The sequence below is a fragment of the Aestuariirhabdus litorea genome, from assembly GCF_003864255.1.
GTDB classification, from domain to species: Bacteria; Pseudomonadota; Gammaproteobacteria; order Pseudomonadales; family Aestuariirhabdaceae; genus Aestuariirhabdus; species Aestuariirhabdus litorea.
The window spans coordinates 96,029-114,040 of sequence record NZ_QWEZ01000001.1; the positions used below are offsets into that span (position 1 = coordinate 96,029).

The 18,012-nt window shown below is 60.6% G+C and carries 17 protein-coding genes; 10 read left to right on the plus strand and 7 right to left on the minus strand.

Features of this window, described 5'->3' with window-relative positions:
- The first annotated feature begins 35 nt into the window (after positions 1–35).
- On the plus strand, positions 36–3,803 hold the full coding sequence (locus D0544_RS00455; protein ID WP_125013778.1) for an EAL domain-containing protein: 3,768 nt from the start codon (positions 36–38) through the stop codon (positions 3,801–3,803).
- A gap of 61 nt (positions 3,804–3,864) precedes the next feature.
- Here the strand turns inward: D0544_RS00455 and accC are convergent, their stop codons facing one another.
- The 4 genes from accC to dsbD all read right to left on the minus strand — a co-directional run bounded on the left by accC (position 3,865) and on the right by dsbD (position 8,216).
- The gene (accC, locus tag D0544_RS00460) at positions 3,865–5,205 is read right to left on the minus strand and encodes an acetyl-CoA carboxylase biotin carboxylase subunit (RefSeq protein ID WP_125013780.1); all 1,341 of its coding nucleotides are present in this window, start codon (positions 5,203–5,205) and stop codon (positions 3,865–3,867) included.
- Between the two features lie 30 nt (positions 5,206–5,235).
- On the minus strand, positions 5,236–5,691 hold the full coding sequence (gene accB / locus D0544_RS00465) for an acetyl-CoA carboxylase biotin carboxyl carrier protein (protein WP_125013782.1): 456 nt from the start codon (positions 5,689–5,691) through the stop codon (positions 5,236–5,238).
- 51 nt (positions 5,692–5,742) lie between these two features.
- Positions 5,743–6,189 carry a type II 3-dehydroquinate dehydratase gene (gene aroQ / locus D0544_RS00470; RefSeq protein WP_125013784.1) on the minus strand — a complete coding sequence of 149 codons (447 nt, stop codon included), beginning with the start codon at positions 6,187–6,189 and terminating at the stop codon, positions 5,743–5,745.
- Positions 6,190–6,386: 197 nt separating this feature from the next.
- On the minus strand, positions 6,387–8,216 hold the full coding sequence (gene dsbD, locus D0544_RS00475; protein WP_125013786.1) for a protein-disulfide reductase DsbD: 1,830 nt from the start codon (positions 8,214–8,216) through the stop codon (positions 6,387–6,389).
- Positions 8,217–8,446: 230 nt separating this feature from the next.
- On the opposite strand from dsbD, the gene D0544_RS00480 reads away from it, so the two are divergent.
- The 4 genes from D0544_RS00480 (at position 8,447) to D0544_RS00495 (ending at position 10,990) form a co-directional block, all read left to right on the plus strand.
- Positions 8,447–9,133 carry a tetratricopeptide repeat protein gene (locus D0544_RS00480; RefSeq protein ID WP_125013788.1) on the plus strand — a complete coding sequence of 229 codons (687 nt, stop codon included), beginning with the start codon at positions 8,447–8,449 and terminating at the stop codon, positions 9,131–9,133.
- 124 nt (positions 9,134–9,257) lie between these two features.
- Positions 9,258–10,280, plus strand: coding sequence for a DUF2333 family protein (locus D0544_RS00485; RefSeq protein ID WP_243647213.1), 1,023 nt, complete (start codon positions 9,258–9,260; stop codon positions 10,278–10,280).
- Positions 10,281–10,296: 16 nt separating this feature from the next.
- Positions 10,297–10,620, plus strand: coding sequence for a translation initiation factor Sui1 (locus D0544_RS00490; RefSeq protein ID WP_125013792.1), 324 nt, complete (start codon positions 10,297–10,299; stop codon positions 10,618–10,620).
- 94 nt (positions 10,621–10,714) lie between these two features.
- On the plus strand, positions 10,715–10,990 hold the full coding sequence (locus D0544_RS00495; protein ID WP_125013794.1) for a hypothetical protein: 276 nt from the start codon (positions 10,715–10,717) through the stop codon (positions 10,988–10,990).
- Here D0544_RS00495 and D0544_RS00500 read toward each other — a convergent pair.
- Positions 10,987–11,592, minus strand: a complete 606-nt coding sequence (locus tag D0544_RS00500; protein ID WP_125013796.1) for a Crp/Fnr family transcriptional regulator — start codon at positions 11,590–11,592, stop codon at positions 10,987–10,989. The genes D0544_RS00495 and D0544_RS00500 overlap by 4 nt on opposite strands.
- Before the next feature lie 116 nt (positions 11,593–11,708).
- Between D0544_RS00500 and D0544_RS00505 the strand changes: the two genes are divergently transcribed.
- From D0544_RS00505 to D0544_RS00515, 3 genes are all read left to right on the plus strand, one after another.
- On the plus strand, positions 11,709–12,515 hold the full coding sequence (locus D0544_RS00505; protein ID WP_125013798.1) for an SDR family oxidoreductase: 807 nt from the start codon (positions 11,709–11,711) through the stop codon (positions 12,513–12,515).
- Between the two features lie 12 nt (positions 12,516–12,527).
- Positions 12,528–13,415, plus strand: a complete 888-nt coding sequence (locus D0544_RS00510; protein ID WP_125013800.1) for a bile acid:sodium symporter family protein — start codon at positions 12,528–12,530, stop codon at positions 13,413–13,415.
- A 119-nt stretch (positions 13,416–13,534) separates the two neighbouring features.
- Complete coding sequence (locus D0544_RS00515) at positions 13,535–15,220, plus strand: phytoene desaturase family protein (protein WP_125013802.1); 1,686 nt, start codon at positions 13,535–13,537, stop codon at positions 15,218–15,220.
- A 12-nt stretch (positions 15,221–15,232) separates the two neighbouring features.
- On the opposite strand, the gene D0544_RS00520 is transcribed toward D0544_RS00515, so the two are convergent.
- Positions 15,233–16,045 carry an acyl-CoA thioesterase gene (locus D0544_RS00520; protein ID WP_125013804.1) on the minus strand — a complete coding sequence of 271 codons (813 nt, stop codon included), beginning with the start codon at positions 16,043–16,045 and terminating at the stop codon, positions 15,233–15,235.
- Between the two features lie 45 nt (positions 16,046–16,090).
- Entirely contained in the window at positions 16,091–16,726 is a 636-nt protein-coding gene (locus D0544_RS00525) for a flagellar brake protein (protein ID WP_164880774.1), read from the minus strand.
- A 156-nt stretch (positions 16,727–16,882) separates the two neighbouring features.
- Between D0544_RS00525 and D0544_RS00530 the strand changes: the two genes are divergently transcribed.
- Together D0544_RS00530 and D0544_RS00535 are read left to right on the plus strand one after the other, a co-directional pair.
- Positions 16,883–17,233 (plus strand): DUF2956 domain-containing protein, encoded by a 351-nt coding sequence (locus D0544_RS00530; protein WP_125013808.1) that lies wholly within the window; start codon positions 16,883–16,885, stop codon positions 17,231–17,233.
- Between the two features lie 22 nt (positions 17,234–17,255).
- A complete protein-coding gene (locus tag D0544_RS00535; protein ID WP_125013810.1) occupies positions 17,256–18,002 on the plus strand; it encodes an SDR family oxidoreductase in 747 nt (248 codons plus the stop codon).
- The last annotated feature ends 10 nt before the right edge of the window (positions 18,003–18,012 follow it).

Consider the following 18,012-nt stretch of genomic DNA (forward strand, 5'->3'; position numbering starts at 1 on the left):
GTGTAATAACTTCCTCAAAAGGCTGGATTAAACGCATGAGTGACACGAGGGTGTACTCTGGCCGCCCTGCCGCGGTCGACCTTCAGGCAAAGATGGTGCTTGAGCACCTCCCCGTATTGGTATGGGTAGTCGATGCCGAGGGTTGCCTGTTGCATGTCGAAGGCAAGGCGTTAGCTCTCTTTGGTGGCAGCGAGGCTACCTGGGTAGGGCAGTCAGCCGCTTCACTGTTCAGTGGGGATGAGGCCAAACAGCAGGGAATCAACCGGGCGCTTGAGGGAGTATCGGGCAGCGAGATCAGTCAAATACAGGGGCGCTGGATTGAGACTCACTACAGCCCGCTGTATGACGCCAACGGGGATATTGAGGGAGTCAGCGGACTTACCATTGATGTGAGCGATCGGCATGATTTTGCTCGCCAGTTGGAAAACGTTGCTAAAGGGGTGTCGGCCCAGACTGGGGACTCCTTCTTCAGGTCCCTGACCTTTCATCTTGCCCAGGCGTTGGATGTCGACATCGCTTTTGTCGGACGCCTGTCGGAAGACGGGACTCGGGTGACTACCTGTGCGGTCTGCTCCCAGGGCGAACTGGCAGATAACTTTACCTACGAACTGGCCAATACCCCTTGTGAAAATCTTCTCGATCAAGGGGTGTGCAGCTACGCGGATGACGTTCACCTGCAGTTCTCCAGGGACCGGGAACTGGCTGAGCAGGGAATCCGGGGTTACGTTGGGGCCCCTCTGCTGGATGCTTCGGGTAAGGTGCTCGGTATTCTTGTGGTGCTCTCTCGACAGCCGTTGACCGATGTCGCTCGGGTTGAAAACCTGCTCACCATATTCTCCTCGCGAGCCGCCGCCGAGCTACAGCGCGAGCGGGATGATAGCCAACTGATGGTGCTGTCGCAGGTGGTTGAGCAGGGACCGATGAGCATTGTTATTACCAATGCCGAAGGGTGTATTGAATACGTTAACCCTGAGTTCTGCAGACGGATGGGATACTCGCTGACAGAGGTCCTCGGTTTGACCCCCAGGGTGATAAAAAGTGAGCATACGCCCGCTGAACACTTCAGGCAGCTTTGGAGTACCATCAAGTCCGGTCGGGTCTGGCGAGGGTTAATGATTAACCGCGCCCGCGATGGGCGGGAGGTGGTTGAAAACCAGGTCATTGCCCCGATTAGGGGGGAAGACGGTGAAATATCCCATTTTGTGGCGATCAAGGAGGACCTGTCACAGCTGCACCACTCCGAAGCCAACCTGCGCCGCATCAACGGTATGATGGCGCTCCTTTCCTCCTGCAACAAGGCGCTGGTGCGGTCGCAGTCCGAGGGGGAGCTGCTGGAGCGGGTGATGGGGTTGATCGCCCGTCAAGGGGAGTACGAGATGGTCTGGCTGGGCCGACTGGAACCTGCTGCGCTCAAGCCGATGGCGCTGGCGGGTGATGCCGGCCAGCGGCTGGCGCCAGTATTCCTCCAGCCTGAAATCTTTGACCTTTCCTGCCGGGCTCGTGACGCCTCCTCGACACTGGTGTTACAGGCGGATGAGTCATTGGACGTCCCCTTGGCTCTCAGCCAGCAGCAGATTCTGAGTGCTATTGTGCTTCCGGTATCAGGCTCGTCGCTTCAGGTTGATGCCTGCCTGTGGATCTGCAGCCGCAATGAAAATGCCTTTGATCCGCAGCTGCGTACCCTCATGGAGGAGCTGGCCGAAGATCTCGCCTTCGGGATGGTCATGCAGCGTACACGACTAGCGCTAAAGGAGAGTGAAGCCCAGTTTCGCTCCCTGGCTGAGGACTCTATGGTTGGCATCTATATGATTCAGGATGGCCAGTTTGTGTATGCCAACCCTGAGATGCATCGGGTGTTCGGCTACCAGCCAGGGGAGATCGTGGGTCAGCGCTCGGTACGTGATTTAGTCTCACCAGAAGACCGTGAGCGAGTTGAGTTCAATTTATCTCAGCGCGTCAAGGGTGAGGTGCACAGCATCCATTATGACTTTATTGGTGAGCGCAAGGATGGGGCCCGGGTCTGGGTCGATGTCTATGGCGCACGCACTGAGCATGAGGGGAAGGCTTCAGTGGTCGGTACCTTGCTGGACGTCACCGAGCGACGAAGCACCGAAGACCGGTTGCAGCTGATGGATCGGGCCATTTCCGCAGCCGGCGATGGTATAGCCATAATGGACGTGACCGACCCCGGTTTCCCCCTGGTCTATGCCAACCCCGCTTTTGAGACCATCACGGGATACAGCTTTGCTGAACTACAAGGGAAAAACGCCTTCCGCCTGCTATTTAACGATGCCAATAGTACCAGCCTCGATAGAATCCAGGCGGCGGTAGCGGAAGGGGAGGGCACCACCCTTGAAGTGGGGGGCTACCACCAAAACGGAAGCCTGTTCTGGGCCGAGCTGTCGGTGGCCCCCGTCACCAACTCTGCAGGGATCATCAACCATTATATTGCCGTGGTGAGTGATATCTCGGAGCGGAAAAGCTATGAACAGCAACTGGAAAACCTGAGTAATTATGACCAGTTAACCGGTCTGGCGAACAAGGCACTGATGCGCGATCGCCTGAGCCAGGCGTTGATTCAGGCGCAGCGTCGTGGCCAGGTGGTTGCGCTGATGATGGTGGATCTGGATCGCTTCCGGCTATTGACCCAAAGTGTGGGGATGGTGGTGTCCGATCAGGTGCTTAAACGGATCGGTCAGCGACTGGAGGGGGTTACCCGTAAGGGGGATACCGTTGCCCGCCTGGAGTCGGATAACTATGCGGTTGTGTTAAGCGACCTGACCAGTCTTGATGATGTTGCTCCCAAGGCGTACGAACTGATGGAGGCGGTCTCCCGGATCATGGATCTGGACACCCTGAGTGTCAACCTTACCTGCAGTATCGGTATTGCCGTCTACCCGCAGGATGGTCAGGATGCCCAGTCGTTGTTGCGCAATGCCGAGGCGGCCCTGTTCAAGGCGATGGAGGAGAAAAACAGCTTTCGGTTTTATACCAGCACCCTCAATGCCACGGCACACCAGCGGTTATCTTTGGAAGCGGAGCTGAGCAGGGCCTGCACTCGCAACGAATTTGAGCTCTTCTACCAACCCAAGGTGCTGCTGGCGGATTCCCGTGTTTTCGGGGTGGAGGCCCTGATTCGCTGGCGTCATCCCGAGCGGGGACTGGTCTCCCCGGCGGAGTTTATCCCGGTTGCCGAAGACAGCGGCATGATCTCCCAGATTGGCGCCTGGGCGCTGGAAGAGGCTTGCAATGCGATGGTGCGGATCAACCGTAACTGCGGCACTTCGTTGTCGGTGGCGGTCAATCTCTCGGCCCGTCAGTTCAATGATAACCAACTGTGCCAGCGTATCGAGCGGGTATTGCAGACATCGGGTCTGGAACCGTCACTGCTGGAGCTGGAGCTGACCGAGAGTATGCTGATGCACGAGCCGGAGCAGGCTTTGCAGGTGTTGGCCCAGATCAAGGCCCTGGGGGGCACGGTGGCGCTGGATGATTTTGGCACCGGCTACTCCTCCCTGGCTTACCTCAAGCGCTTCCCGATCGATACCCTGAAGATTGACCGCTCCTTTATCCGTGATATTGCCGAGGATAGCCAGGATCGGGCAATTACCCGGGCGGTCATTGCGCTGGCCGAAACGCTGGAACTGAAGGTGGTCGCCGAGGGAATCGAGACGGAGTTCCAGCGGGAGTTTTTGTTGCGCGAGGGGTGTTACTCCATGCAGGGCTTCCTGTTCAGTCGCCCCCTGCCGGAACCGGAGCTGTTGGCGTTGCTGGCAGCCCACTCCCCGGACGAGGCGCCCTAAGGCCCAATAAAAAACCCGATCATCGATCGGGTTTTTTATTGGGTGATCCCGCAGGGATTGCCTATTCGGAGAGCTTCTTCTCCAGGTAGTGGATGTTCACCCCGCCGGTGATAAAGGCCGCGTCACGCACCAGCTCCTGCTGCAGCGGGATGTTGGTGCTGATGCCCTCAATCACGATCTCTTCCAGTGCCTGGCGCATGCGGCGCAGGGCCACATCGCGGGTGTCACCGTGGGTGATCACCTTGGCGACCAGGGAGTCGTAGTAGGGGGGAACCGTGTAATCGCTGTAGAGGTGCGTGTCGGTCCGTACGCCGAAGCCTCCGGGCGAGTGATAACGAGTCACGGTGCCGGGGCAGGGCATAAAGGTCTTGGGATCTTCGGCATTGATACGGCACTCGAAGGCGTGACCGTTGATCTTGATCTCCTCCTGCTTGAGGGAGAGCGGCTGGCCGCTGGCGATCAGTAGCTGCTCCTTGACGATATCCACACCGGTAATCATTTCGGTGACCGGGTGCTCCACCTGAACCCGGGTATTCATCTCGATAAAGTAGAAACCGCCATCCTCATAGAGGAACTCGAAGGTGCCGGCGCCGCTGTAGCCGATGTCGATGCAGGCCTGCACGCAGCTCTGCGCTACCTGCTGTCGAATATCATCGGGAATGCCGGGGGCTGGAGCCTCCTCCAGAACCTTCTGGTGACGGCGCTGCAGCGAGCAGTCGCGGTCAAACAGGTGCACGGCGTTGCCCTTGCCGTCGGCCAGTACCTGGATCTCGACGTGGCGGGGGTTCTGCAGGAACTTCTCCATGTAGACGGTGCCATCGCCGAAGGCGGCCGAGGCCTCGCTCTGGGTGATGCTGATGGAGCTGAGGAGGGCTGCTTCGCCATGCACCACACGCATACCCCGTCCGCCGCCACCAGCGGCAGCCTTGATGATCACCGGGTAGCCGATCTCGCGGGCCAGCTTGATGGTGCGCTCGGGGTCGTTGTTGAGAGCACCGTTGGAACCGGGAACCGTGGGTACGCCGGCCTTGCGCATCGCTTTGATGGCGGAGACCTTGTCACCCATCATGCGGATCACCTTGGCGCTGGGGCCGATAAAGGTGAACCCGCTGCGCTCCACCTGCTCGGCGAAGTCGGCATTTTCGGCGAGGAAGCCGTAGCCGGGGTGGATCGCGGTTGAGTCGGTTACCTCGGCCGCCGCTATGATCGCCGGAATATTGAGGTAGCTGTTGGTGGGGCTGTTGGGGCCAATGCAGACGGATTCGTCGGCCAGGCGCACGTGTTTGAGGTTACGGTCCGCTTCGGAGTGGACGGCAACGGTTTTGATGCCCAGCACCTTGCAGGCTCGCAAGATGCGGAGGGCAATTTCGCCTCGGTTGGCGATGAGCACTTTTTCCAGCATGGTAGGATCCTGTCCGGGTCGGTAAACGATTTAGACGATGGCGAACAGGGGCTGGCCAAACTCGACCGGCTGACCGCTTTCCACCAGGATTGCCTCGATCACGCCGGCTTTGTCGGCTTCGATCTGGTTCATCATCTTCATCGCTTCGACGATGCAGAGCGTGTCACCCACCTTCACCTGCTGGCCCACCTCAACAAAGTTGGCGGAACCGGGAGAGGGCGCACTGTAGAAGGTGCCGACCATCGGGCTGGTGACCAGGTGTCCTTTGTGGGCGGGTGCGGCTTCCTTCTCGGCGGGTGCGGCTGGCGCGGGGGCAGCCGGAGCCGGAGCCGCGGCGGCCACAGGGGCGGCCACGGGGGCGGCGCTCAGGGCGCGGCCAGAGTTGCGGCTGATGCGTACGGATTCCTCACCCTCTTTGATCTCGAGTTCGTCGATACCGGATTCTTCGAGCAGCTCAATCAGTTTTTTAACTTTTCGGATGTCCATGATGTGTCTCTTTTATTCAGTAGTGGAGGCAGGCGTGCCTGCGGGTAATCGTTAAACGCCCTGATCGATCTGGGCCAGGGCGGCCTGAAGTGCCAGTTCGTACCCCTGGGGGCCCAGGCCACAAATCACGCCGACCGCCAGGTCGGAGAAGTAGGAGTGGTGGCGAAAGGGCTCCCGTTGGTGCACGTTGGACAGGTGCACTTCGATAAAGGGGATCTCCACCGCCGCCAGGGCGTCGCGCAGCGCAACGCTGGTGTGGGTAAAAGCAGCGGGGTTGATCACAATAAACTGGATCCCTTCGCGGCGGGCGTCGTGGACGCGTTCGATCAGCTCGTACTCGGCGTTGCTTTGCAGGCATTGCAGGTGATGCCCGGCCTCCTGGGCCTGGCGAATCAGCCGGCTGTTGATCTCATCCAGGGTGGTGGCGCCGTAAATCTTCGGCTCGCGGGTACCCAACAGATTGAGATTGGGGCCATTGAGTACGAGGATGCTTGCCATGGACCGGGATCTCTAGCGAAAGGGGTGTATGTCGTGGTGAATGGTAAGGATTTTGACCGATCTTGCCGGCAAAAGTCCATAACAGGCTTGTAACAGGAGGTTACTGCAGGGTTACATAGAGCGTAATTGTGACCGGGTTGTGTTTTGGGACGGGTGCGTGACCCTGAGGTCACGCACCTTAAGGGATGCCCTAGCGCCTAGCTCTCGGCCAGCGCCTGTTGCAGGGTGGTGCGCAGTGACTCCGCGGAGGGCTCCCCCTGCACACGCAGGTGGACCAGCTCGCTACCCTGGCGGTCATAGAAAAGGAAAGCAGGGGGGCCAAACAATTTGAAGGCTTTCAGCAGCTCCTGTTGAGCCTGCTGGTTGTCGGTTACATCGGCGCGAATCAGGGTGAAACGCGTGAGCTGGTTGTAGATCGCCGGCTGCGGGAAGATCTCCCGCTCGGTGATCTTGCAGGAGATGCACCAGTCGGCATAGAAGTCGACAAAGACCGGCATCTGTTGTGCTCGTGCCTCATCGACGGCGCGCTGGAGTTCCGGCAGGCTGCTGACGGATCGGAACTCCAGGGCCGGTGCGCCGGGGTTAGAGGTATTGGCGCTGGCGGTGCTCCAGTTGAGCTGCAGGGGGCGTAGCGGGTCGACGTTACCCTGCGCGGCACCGATCACCAGGCAGCCGCCGTAGATCAGCATGATCAAACCCAACCCCTGCCAGAGGGCGGGCCAGCCGCGTTGTCCGTCAAGCCGCAGGGCTCCCATGAAGATGGCCGATACCACCAGCAGGGTTGCCCACAGCAGCAGGGTGACGGGGCCCGGCAATAGCCGTTCCAGCATCCAGATCGCGACCCCCAACAGCATCACCCCAAACACCGCCTTGACGCTCTCCATCCAGGCCCCCGCCTTGGGTAGCAGGCTGCTGCCTCCTACGGCCAGGATCAGCAGCGGGATGCCCATGCCGAGCCCCAGGGCAAAGAGGGCAAAGCCCCCCAGCAGGGCGTCACCGGTGGTACTGATATAGACCAGGGCACCGGCCAGGGGGGCGGTAACACAGGGTGAAACCACCAGCGATGAGAGTACCCCCATTAGCAGGGCGCCGCCCAGGCTGCCACCCCGGGAGCGCTCGTTAAGGCTCTGGACCCGGTTTCGCAGGGCGCTGGGCAGCTGCAGTTCATAGAAGCCGAACATCGACAGCGACAGCAGCACGAAGAGTCCGGCAAAGGGGATCAGTACCCAGGGTGATTGCAGTTTGGCCTGCAGGTTGAGACCGGCGCCAAAATAGCCCATCAGGGTGCCGGCAATGGCGAAGGTCAGGGCCATGCCCAGCACATAGGCGCTGCTGTAGGCGATGGTGTGTCCCCGGCTCGGGGGGTGTTGGCCATTACCGACGATAAGGCTGGAGAGAATGGGCACCATCGGCAATACACAGGGGGTAAAGGTCAGCCCCAGTCCTGCGATCAGGAACAGACCGATGATCACCAGCCAGCTGCTGTCACTGAGGAGACGGGTAAACTGCTGGTCTTCGGTGGCTGCGTTGCGGGGTGCCGCACTGCTGTCCGCCAGCTGTGCACTGCCGGGCTGGTTGAGCAGGGCGATGCGCTGGGTGTGGGGGGGATAGCAGAGCCCTGCGTCGGCACAGCCCTGGAAGGTGACGTCCAGTTCCAGGAAGTCACTTGCCCCGGGGATAACCAGCGGGATAGTGACATCGCTGGTGTAGACTTCCAGCTCCTGCTGCTGGAACTGGTCGTACTTGGGTTTACCCGGCGGGAGCTGGGCAGGTTGCAGGCTGCTGTCCCCCTCAACGGTGACAAACTTGAATCGGTTGTTGTAGAGGTAGTGACCTTCGGTGACGCGGAAACGGATGTTAGCCAGTTCGCCGTCGAGGCTACCATCTACCTGAAACGCCTCCTCGACCGGAAGAAATTCGCTGGCATTGGAGTTGGCGTCACTGAACAGGTTGCTGAACACGGCGCTGTAGGCCGGTGTGGCCAGCAGGGCGGTCATCAGAATTAGCAGGGAGGTTAGGGTTCTCATCGGGGCTCATCAATGGGACCAGGGGCGTCACGTGGGTTGGCCCGCGGTTGGGCGAGCCTGCCAGTTAAGACACCATAATGGGCGACAAGGTTTCAATCTTACCACAGACCCCGGGGGGAACCGATGATCCGGGTCTAGATTTCGGTCCCCGTTGGGGACTCTGTGTTGACGGGCTCCCGTTAGCGGTGAGTTAATGGGCGTTTTAGTCGTCGGGTAAAGGGGTGTTTGGGGTGATCAGGGTAAGAGTGCTGTTGTTGCTGGCGTTATCGCTGTTGTCGGGGTGTGCCCTTGAGGGTATTCGCACCCAGAGTGCCACTGCGCCTGCCCCCTTGAGCGAGGAGCAGCGCCTGCAGTCACGTATCGCCTGGTTACTACTGGAAGCTGACGAGGCTATGGCGCGCCAGCAGCTGACCACCCCTGAAGGAGATAATGCCCTCAACCGCTACCAGGATGTCCTGCGGTTGCAGCCCGGTAACCTGGAGGCCCAACAGGGGCTACAGCGAATCGTGGACAGTTATCTGGGATGGGCCCGTTCCGCCATGGGTCGTGGTGACCTGGCCAAGGCGCAGGTCTACCTTGACCGCGCGCGCCTGGTGTCTCCCAACTCCCCCAAAGTGATTGAGGCTCAGGCTCGGCTGGCGGGTGCCGGTGCGGTGGATTCGGCCGATAATGAGTTCCCCATTGACCCCGCGCAGTTGCGCCAGCGCAGTGCTAAGCTGGCCGCCCATCTCGCCGAAGTGGGGCGAAAAGTGGAGCTGAAGCAGGCGGTGTTCCTGATCATCGCTCCGCGGGATGTTGATGGGCGCTGGATATTCCAGCAGATGCAACAGGGGGCCACCGGACGCCTGCGCGGGAATTTCGAGATCGGTTCCCAACCCCGGGTCCGCTTGCAGCAAAAGCCGGGTTCCAACGGCTAGCCTGCAGCGAGGCTGTGCTACTATCGGCAGCGCAGCGACTACACTTATGGCGGCCTCAAAACGGCCCGTTTGACCCACAGAGGAAACCACCACAATGGCACTGTCAGCTCTCAAGGACCGATGGATGGATTATATAGCCGACCGGCGTGCAAGCGTCGGTGGCTCATGGCTGGGCAGGACGCTGTTTGCCCTGGTATTGATCTATGGGGTGCTGGTGATTGCGCTGGGCATCTACTGGAGTGTCGAGCCGGACGCCTTCTCGGTACGCGAAAACGCCAGCCAGATGGCCGCCGAGCAGCAGCGCCAGCTGGTGCCCGGTTATACCACCACGGCAACCCTGGTGCGGGTGTCAGAGACGCTGCTGAACAAGCCTGGGGGGTACCTGCGTAACGACCTTTTCCCCCCGGGGCTATTGCTCGACAACATGCCGAGCTGGGAGTACGGGGTACTGATCCAGATTCGGGATCTGTCACGGGGAATGCGCAAGGACCTGAGTCGCTCCCAGAGCCAGTCCAAGGAGGATCCGGATCTGGCGATTGCCGAGCCGCAGTTCAACTTCGATGCCAACAGCTGGATGCTCCCCTCGTCGGAGAAGGAGTACCGCCGGGGTATTCGCTTGCTGCGTCGCTATCTGGACCGCCTCTCCGACCCCCAGCAGCCCAACGCACAGTTCTATACCCGAGCCGACAATCTCAATAACTGGCTTGCGGATGTAAGCGCTCGCCTCGGTAGCCTGTCCCAGCGTCTCAGCGCCAGCGTTGGTCAGGTGCGGGTTAATACCGACCTGGCCGGAGATCGGAGCGCCACCCAGTCCACCGCCACCGGCGCTGAGCTGGTGGTGAAAACTCCCTGGCTGCAGATCGACGACGTTTTTTATGAGAGCCGCGGTAGCGCATGGGCCCTGATCCATATACTGCAGGCCATCGAGGTAGACTTCGCTGATGTGCTGCAGGACAAGAACGCATTGGTGTCGCTGCGCCAAATTGTACGCGAGCTGGAAGCGACCCAGGAGACCATGTGGAGTCCCATGGTGCTGAACGGTAGCGGTTTCGGGGTGTTGGCCAACCACTCTTTGGTGATGGCGTCTTATATCTCCCGCGCTAACGCCGCCATTATCGATCTCCGTGCATTGCTGGCTCAGGGTTAAGGGGTAACAGGAAAAGATGAGTAACAGTCGATTGGTCTACTCAACCGATGGTGGACGCATCAAGCCAGGAGAGGATGACAGTAACAAGAGCCCGGTCGGTGATGGTCATGTCAGGGTGCGCCGTGAAACCAAGGGGCGTGGTGGTAAAACCGTCACCACCATCAGCGGCCTGCCGCTGGAGGAGAAAGCCCTCAAGGAGCTGGGTAAGCAGCTCAAACAGCGCTGTGGGACCGGCGGAGCCGTCAAGGATGGGGTCATTGAGATCCAGGGAGAACACGCTGAACTGCTGCTGGCAGAGCTGAAAAAGCGCGGTTACGATGCCAAGCGCAGCGGCGGTTGATAGCGAAAGGTCTAATTAGAGGGAAGCGAAGGCGCTGCTAGCATCGGCTCTGGTTGGGGCCCTCCCACGACACAATAACAACAACAGGCAATTTATGAATTACAACAATCAGCTGACCTACGTACTTCTCACCTCTCCCAGCTTCCTGGTCATGAGCTATCTGCTGATGGGCTCAGGTTACGTGATCTGGGGAATAGGCGGGTTGATCGTCTACTTCTCCAGCTGGATCTTTTACCGGGTGACGGTGATTCGTGCCGTCAACGAAGGCAAGTCCGCGGGCTTGTGGGCCCTGATCTATATGGGGGTGCAGATCTCAATGATCTCGATGCTGGTGGTTGGCATCTACCTGAGCGCCACCAAGCCGGTCTAGCGCGGATCCGTCCCGGCCTGTAAGGCGTTTTTTCGGCGCGAGATCAGTCGGCTGAGGGCCACCGGGGTGATCCCCAGATAGGAGGCGATCATATACTGGGGAGTCTGCTCGACCAGCTCGGAGAAACGCTCCAGGTAGCGACCATAGCGCTGTTCGGCATTGAGTTGCAGCAGTTCAAATTCGCGCACCTCCTTTTGCAAAAAAATATGTTCGGCTAACCGGCGCCCCAGCTCCAGCCAGCAGCGGTCGCCCTGGTATCGCCGGGTAAGACTGAGGTAGGGCAGAGTCAGCACACGGGCCGGAGTCACCGCCTGTATGTACCCTCGGGAGGGTTCGCCGGTGATCAGCTCCGCCAATGGCGCCAGTAACTCGCCCGGGCCGTGGAAGTGTTTGGTGAACTCCTTGCCCTCATGGGATAGGTAATAGCTGCGACACAGGCCGTCGCATACCTGGTACGCCATGGTGGGTCGCTCACCCGGTTGCAGCAGCCACTCGCCTTTGTGCAGCTGTCGCTCCCCCACCTCCGACTCCAGCTCCAGCCACTGGTTGAGCGGCAGGGGGAAGAAGTCGCACAGGGTTTTATAAGCGGTTGGGTAGCGCATGGCGGGTTAACCTGAGTTAATGACAGGACGCTCAGGGAGCACCTACACTGCGCAAAAAGAATAACAGGCCGGTCGGTTGCGCTCCAGCACAGACCGGCGTCGCGGAGAGTGATCAGATGTACCCATTAGCAGATCGAGTGGTATTGGTGACCGGGGCCAGCGGTGGCCTGGGCAAAGCGTTGTGTGCCGAACTGTTGGGCAAGGGGGCGCGAGTCGTCGCCGCCGACGTGGACGAGCAGTCGCTGGCCCAGTTGGTAGAAGAGCTGGGAGGCGATCGCCTGAAAACCCATCGACTTGATGTTACCGACCCCCAGGCCTGCGCGCGGGTGGTGGAGCAGGTGATCGCCGAGTGGTCGGCGATCGATGTGCTGATCAATAACGCCGGGGTGACCCATTTCAGCCGCTTCGACGTCAGCGAGCTGGAGGGTCTCCGGCGAGTTATCGACATCAACCTTCTGGGCAGCATCAATGTGACCCAGGCGGCTCTCCCCTCTATCATCCAGCGCCGGGGGATGGTGGTCGGGCTCTCCAGTGTGGCCGGCTTTTCACCTCTCTATGGTCGCAGTGCCTACAGCGCCAGTAAGCACGGCCTTGAGGGGTTTCTCTCCACCCTGCGCGTGGAGCTGGCGGAGACGGGGGTGCGGGTGCTGACGGTGTGTCCGGCCTTTATCCAGACCCAGCCCGTGCAGCGCCCGGCATCCGCGCCCCAGGGGGTGGCTCGCCCGGGACAGGCATCAGCGACCGCCGGTCGGGTGATGATGCCCGGGGAGGCCGCGGCGGCCATCGTGACCGCCATGGAGCGGCAACAGCGACGCCTTCTGCTGGGCAAGGTCGCCTATTTCGCCTGGTTCCTCAGCCGTCTCTCTCCCCGCCTTTATGAGTGGGTCATGGTGCGCCAGACCCGTGGCGAAGTGGAATCCTGACGGAGTCGAAGGATGGAGCCAATCATAGGTTACGACCAGAGCCAACAGTGGCTTCTCAACAGTATTCTTGCCCTGATCACACTTGGTATCGCCCTCGAGTTAAGGGTGGCCGACTTTATTGCGGTGCTGCGCCAGCCCCGCGCAATTTTTGTGGGAGCGCTGGCCCAGCTGCTGGTGTTGCCGGCGGCGACCTGGGTACTGATTAGCCTGGTGCCGATGCACCCGGGCATCGCCCTGGGCCTGCTGATGGCGGCCTGTTGCCCGGGGGGCGGCATGTCCAACTTCTTTACCAGCCTGGCCAAGGGCAACGTGGCACTGTCGGTTTCGATGACGGCGATCTCCTCCTCGATCGCCATGCTAATGCTGCCGATCAACTTCCTTTTTTGGGCCAGCATCAACAGCGATACCAGCGAGTTATTGCGGGCCTTCGATATCGACCGCGGGGAGTTTATTCTCAACCTGCTGATGATCCTTTTGATCCCGCTGCTGGTGGGGTTGATGGTTCGTCACTTTTGGGCGGGATTTGCCCACGGGCTGATGAAGCCGCTGCGGGTGTTTTCGCTGATGGCCCTGCTCACCTTTGTATTGGCGGGCATCGGTGGCAACCTGCAACTCTTCAGCGTCGTTATGGCGCCGGTGTTGCTGCTGGTCACGCTCCACAATGCCATGGCGTTGGGCATCGGCTATCTGGTTTCACGAGCAGGGGGACTGTCGGTGGTTGACCGCAGGGCTATCACCCTCGAAGTGGGTATCCAGAACAATGGACTGGGGCTGGCGATTATCTTTGCCTTTTTTGATGGCAATGGTCATATGGCGCTGGTGGCGGCCTGGTGGGGCGTATGGCATCTGGTGTCGGGGGCGATCCTGGCCTGGCTATTTTCCCGTCGACCCCTGCAGTGAACCTAACCCGGTGCAGGCTTCCTCGCGGTGCCTGGGCTACTGGTTTACACTCGGGTGGGCGTTGGGCACCCTGCGGGGATTAGGCCCGCCTTTTTCATCACTCCAGCGCAGGAAGCGATATGACAGAAGCGCAGGCACAGGGCAACCCCCTCCGCATTGGAAGGCGATACCGCCGGGGGCGGGTCGAGGGGCACTTCGATGCCATTATCATTGGTTCCGGCCCGGCCGGCCTGGCCGCCGGGGTCTGCCTGTCCAAGAGCGGGCAGCGGGTTTTGGTGCTCGAACAGCACTACACCGCCGGCGGCTTCAGCCACAGTTACAGCCGGAAGGGATATGAGTGGGATGTGGGCGTGCACTACATCGGTGATGTCGGTCACCGGGGTACGGTGGCCAGCCGGCTCTGCGACTATCTCTCCGATCGCCAGCTGCGCTGGGCCTATATGGGCGACAATTACGATCGCTTTTTGATGGGTAGCGAACGCTTCGATCTGCGGGCGGGCGAGAAGGCCTTTCGGGAGGGGTTGGTGGAGCGTTTTCCTGAAGAGGCCATGGCGATCGACCGTTACCTTGAGCTGATTCGCCGGGTCTCCAAGGCGATGCCCGGCTTCAGCCTCGACAAGCTGCTGCCCCGCTGGGCCGTTTCCCTGCGGCGGCTTATCTGGCCGTTACCCGACTGTTTTAATCGCCCCACCTATCAGGTGCTGCGGGACCTGACCGCCAACGAAAAGCTGATAGCGGTACTCTGTGGCCAGTACGGCGATAATGGCCTACCCCCCAAAAAGTCCAGTTTCCTGATCCATGCCCTGATAGCCCGTCACTACCTGAATGGCGGCTACTATCCGGTGGGCGGAGCCTCACAGATTGCTGCCAGCCTGCTGAAACCTATCCGGGCCGCCGGTGGTGAACTCTTTACCTACGCCCGGGTCGAGCAGATTTTGGTGGAGGGGGGGCGTGCCGTTGGTGTGCGCATGGTCGATGGGCTGGAGATCCGCTCCCCAAGGGTGATCAGTACGGTGGGGGTGTTTAACACCTTCAATCGACTGCTGCCGGATTCCGCCGCTCGAGCTGGAGGTTATCGGGAGAAATTACACGGGGTGCGGCCGGCGATGGCCCACGTAGGGGTTTATATTGGCATTCGTGAGAGTTCTTCATCCCTTGGCTTAGAGCGCACCAACCTCTGGATCTATCCCGACGAATTCCATGACGCCAATCTGGACAACTTCTGCCAGGATATGCGACGCCCCTTTCCGGCGGTCTATATCTCCTTCCCTTCCGCCAAGGACCCCAGCTGGGAGCAGCGCTATCCGGGGCGTGCCACCATTGAGATGGTGGCGCCGGCCCCCTGGAAGTGGTTCGCCCCCTGGCAGGACAAACCCTGGGGTAAGCGGGGTGAGGACTACGAGGCACTGAAGGCGCAGTTGGGTCGTCGGCTGCTGGAGGTGCTCTACGAACAGTTGCCACAGCTGAGGGGCAAAATCGATTACTACGAGGTATCGACGCCGCTGTCGACGGCGCATTTTGCTGGCTATAGCCAGGGTGAGATCTACGGTATCGATCATGACCCCGCGCGCTTCGAGCAGCAATGGCTACGCCCCAAAACCCGCATCAAGGGGCTTTACCTGAGTGGCCAGGATACGCTTACCTGCGGCTTTATGGGGGCCCTTGCCAGTGGGGTGATCAGTGCCATTGCGGTGCTTGGCTGGCGCGCTCATGGTGTGCTGCGGGGGCTTGCGCGGCGCCAGCCCCGGCGTGTCCCTGAACAGGCGACGGCGTCGCCCTCCGCAACGATGCGTGAAACCGGCTAGCGCCCTTGCGGGTCAGGGGCTGTTCTTTTTATCGTAGACGGCTATCAGTTGACTGCTGAGGGCCAGCAGGTGGCCATCGGGGTGATAAATCATCGCCTCTGTGTGGGCGTAACCGTGATGGGCCATGCGGATGCTGGCGTCGTAGTAGAGCCATTCGCTGCCATCCAGTGGCTGCTCCAATAATGACAGAGGGTAAGCCAGCTCCAGGCTCCAGGTAACGGTTGCGCAGGGACAGGGCCGTTTCAGCTTCTGGATCACCGTGGGGGGCCAGGCATCAATCAAGGCCACCAGGTGGGCATTGCCGAACGTGGCGGGTGGCTCGGAAAACCGCATCCAACCGCTTATGTGGTTATGGGGACTGTTGGAGAAGGGCAGGCCGCCGCTGCTGTAGATGAAATCGATATGCTGTACAAACGCCGGTGTGATGCCGGCAAGGTAGCCAAAGCGCTGCCCCTGTTCCGGGTCTGGTAGTTGCGGCGGTTCGGGACGCAGCTCCAGCCCGGAGTCGCGCTCGATGCCATAGCAGGCGCTCAATTGACAGACGGTTTTGTCGTTTTGCAGGGCACGACCACTGTATTGGGAAATAGACCCTCCCACGGAGAGTGCTTCGGTACTCAGGTGGCACTCCTGCTCGGTCCGTAGTGCGCCGCTGAAGTTCACCAGCACCGAGCGCAGGATGCGTTCGTCGGGCACCTGGGTATCAATAGCGCGCAACACCAGGGCCGCGCTAAGGCCGCCAAAGGTGGTGTGCCCCTGTCCCCAGTCGGGGGTAATGCTGATGGGCTTTTGCTGCGCGGCCAGGGCCAGGTAGTCGTCGATTAACACAAGAGGGCTCCTCGGGGGCTAGTGATGGGTGCGTAGGAATAATGGCTAACGCAGATGGGTATAGACGTAGGCGTGCAGGATCAGCTGTTCCTGCTCGGGCAACTCCCCAAACAGCACCCCGTAGGCCGCGACGCAGTCGGGAAGCCGGCAGCTATCAAGTACCGTGCGCACCTCGCCTTTCAGGTTCAGTACCCGGCTGATGTTAGCGACCTCCAGCTTCACTGTGATGATCAGTTGATCCCCTGAGCGCAGGTGATCGTGACGACTTTCAAGGCGGCAGCCGCCGGTACTGAGATCGACGATGGTGGCCGGTATCTTTTCCCCGTTGACCTGCAGCGAAGCGATCTGCTTGACCTCGATACGCACTGCCCGGCGGATTTCGTCGGTTGCAATCGCGTTGGGGTAGCGCAGGTGCAGGCAGGGAAAGGGCACCATGGAGACGTGAATGACCTCGGTGCTGAAGGCGACCGCCGAGTTGGTCTCGTTGGAGAAAAAACGAACGTTGATCTTGTCTTGCGGGCGTGCCGGTCGAGGGCCGCCGTTGGTCACCGGGGTGGTCACCAGAAGGCTGGTGCCTGCCAGATAGCCGACCAGGCGGGAGCGTTCACGGATATCTTCGGTATGGTGAAACTGCAGCTGGAGCGGCAGTCCAGGCATCAGTTTAAGGTCGTCCAGTGTCATTGTGATTCTTATCAAGACATAACCCATGCACCCTATCAGCGACGACAGGTGCAGACAAGCCTTGTGTTGGCTTGACCAGGCTGTGGTATGTTGGAGGCCGTTAAAGGGCTGCAGGTGGTGGTCCGTGAGTAGGTCAGAGGAGTCCTGTTGGCGATCATGGCGAAGCACAATGCTGGAGAAAAAAAGCGATCCGAACGCAGTGGAGAGGAGGCGCTGGCGATTGCCCGCGCTACCCAGAAACCGGGTCAGAGCAAGGAGCAGACGCGCTTGATTGCGCAGGGGATCCAGAAGGGGATCGAGCAGTACAAGCGGCAGCAGAAGGCCAAGGCAAGGGAGTTGGATAAGCGACTCAAGCAGGTGCGCCGCCGTGCTGATGTCGAACCGGTGGTGCCCGAGGCCAGGGTGCTGGCTGAGACACCGGTCCCCCGTAGCGCTCGCCTGCCCTGGGTGCTGCTGCTCCTGAGCTGGTGCGCCATGGGCGCGGCCCTCGGGTTGGGGCTGGTTTGAGACGATAATGGCGGGAGAGGGTATGGGTAAACGTCTTTTGATCACCGGCGCCGGACGTGGTATCGGCGCCGCCACCGCCCGCCTGGCCGCCACCCGGGGGTACAGGGTGATGGTCAATTACCACCGCGATCCGCGCTCCGCCGAGCAGTTGGTGCAGGCGATCCGGGCGGGCGGCGGCGAGGCGGTGGCCTGGCAGGCCGATGTCGCCGATGAGCGGTCGGTGGGTGCGATGTTCGCCGAGTTGGATCGTCATTGGGGTGGGCTGGACGCGCTGGTCAATAATGCCGGTATGCTGGAACAGCAATGCCGGCTTGGGCAGATCGACGGTGCCCGCCTGCAGCGGGTGTTTGCGACCAATGTGTTCGGTAGTTTCTTTTGTGCTCGCCAGGCGGTGCAGCGCATGTCCACCGCCCTGGGCGGTGATGGCGGAGCCATTGTTAACCTCTCCTCCATCGCCGCCAGCCTGGGAGCACCGGGGGAGTACCTGGATTACGCCGCCGCCAAGGGTGCGATCGACAGTTTCACCCGAGGCCTGGCCAAAGAGGTGGCGGCGGAGGGGATCCGGGTCAACGCCGTCCGTCCCGGGGTGATCGATACCGGGATTCATGCCAGTGGGGGTGAGCCGGGGCGGGTGGCACGGGTCGCCCCTTCGGTGCCCCTGCAGCGTGGCGGCACGGCCGAGGAGGTGGCGCAGGCCGTGCTCTGGCTGCTCAGTGATGAGGCCTCTTACTGCACCGGCGCGCTGCTGGATGTATCGGGTGGACGCTAAGCATTAAAGG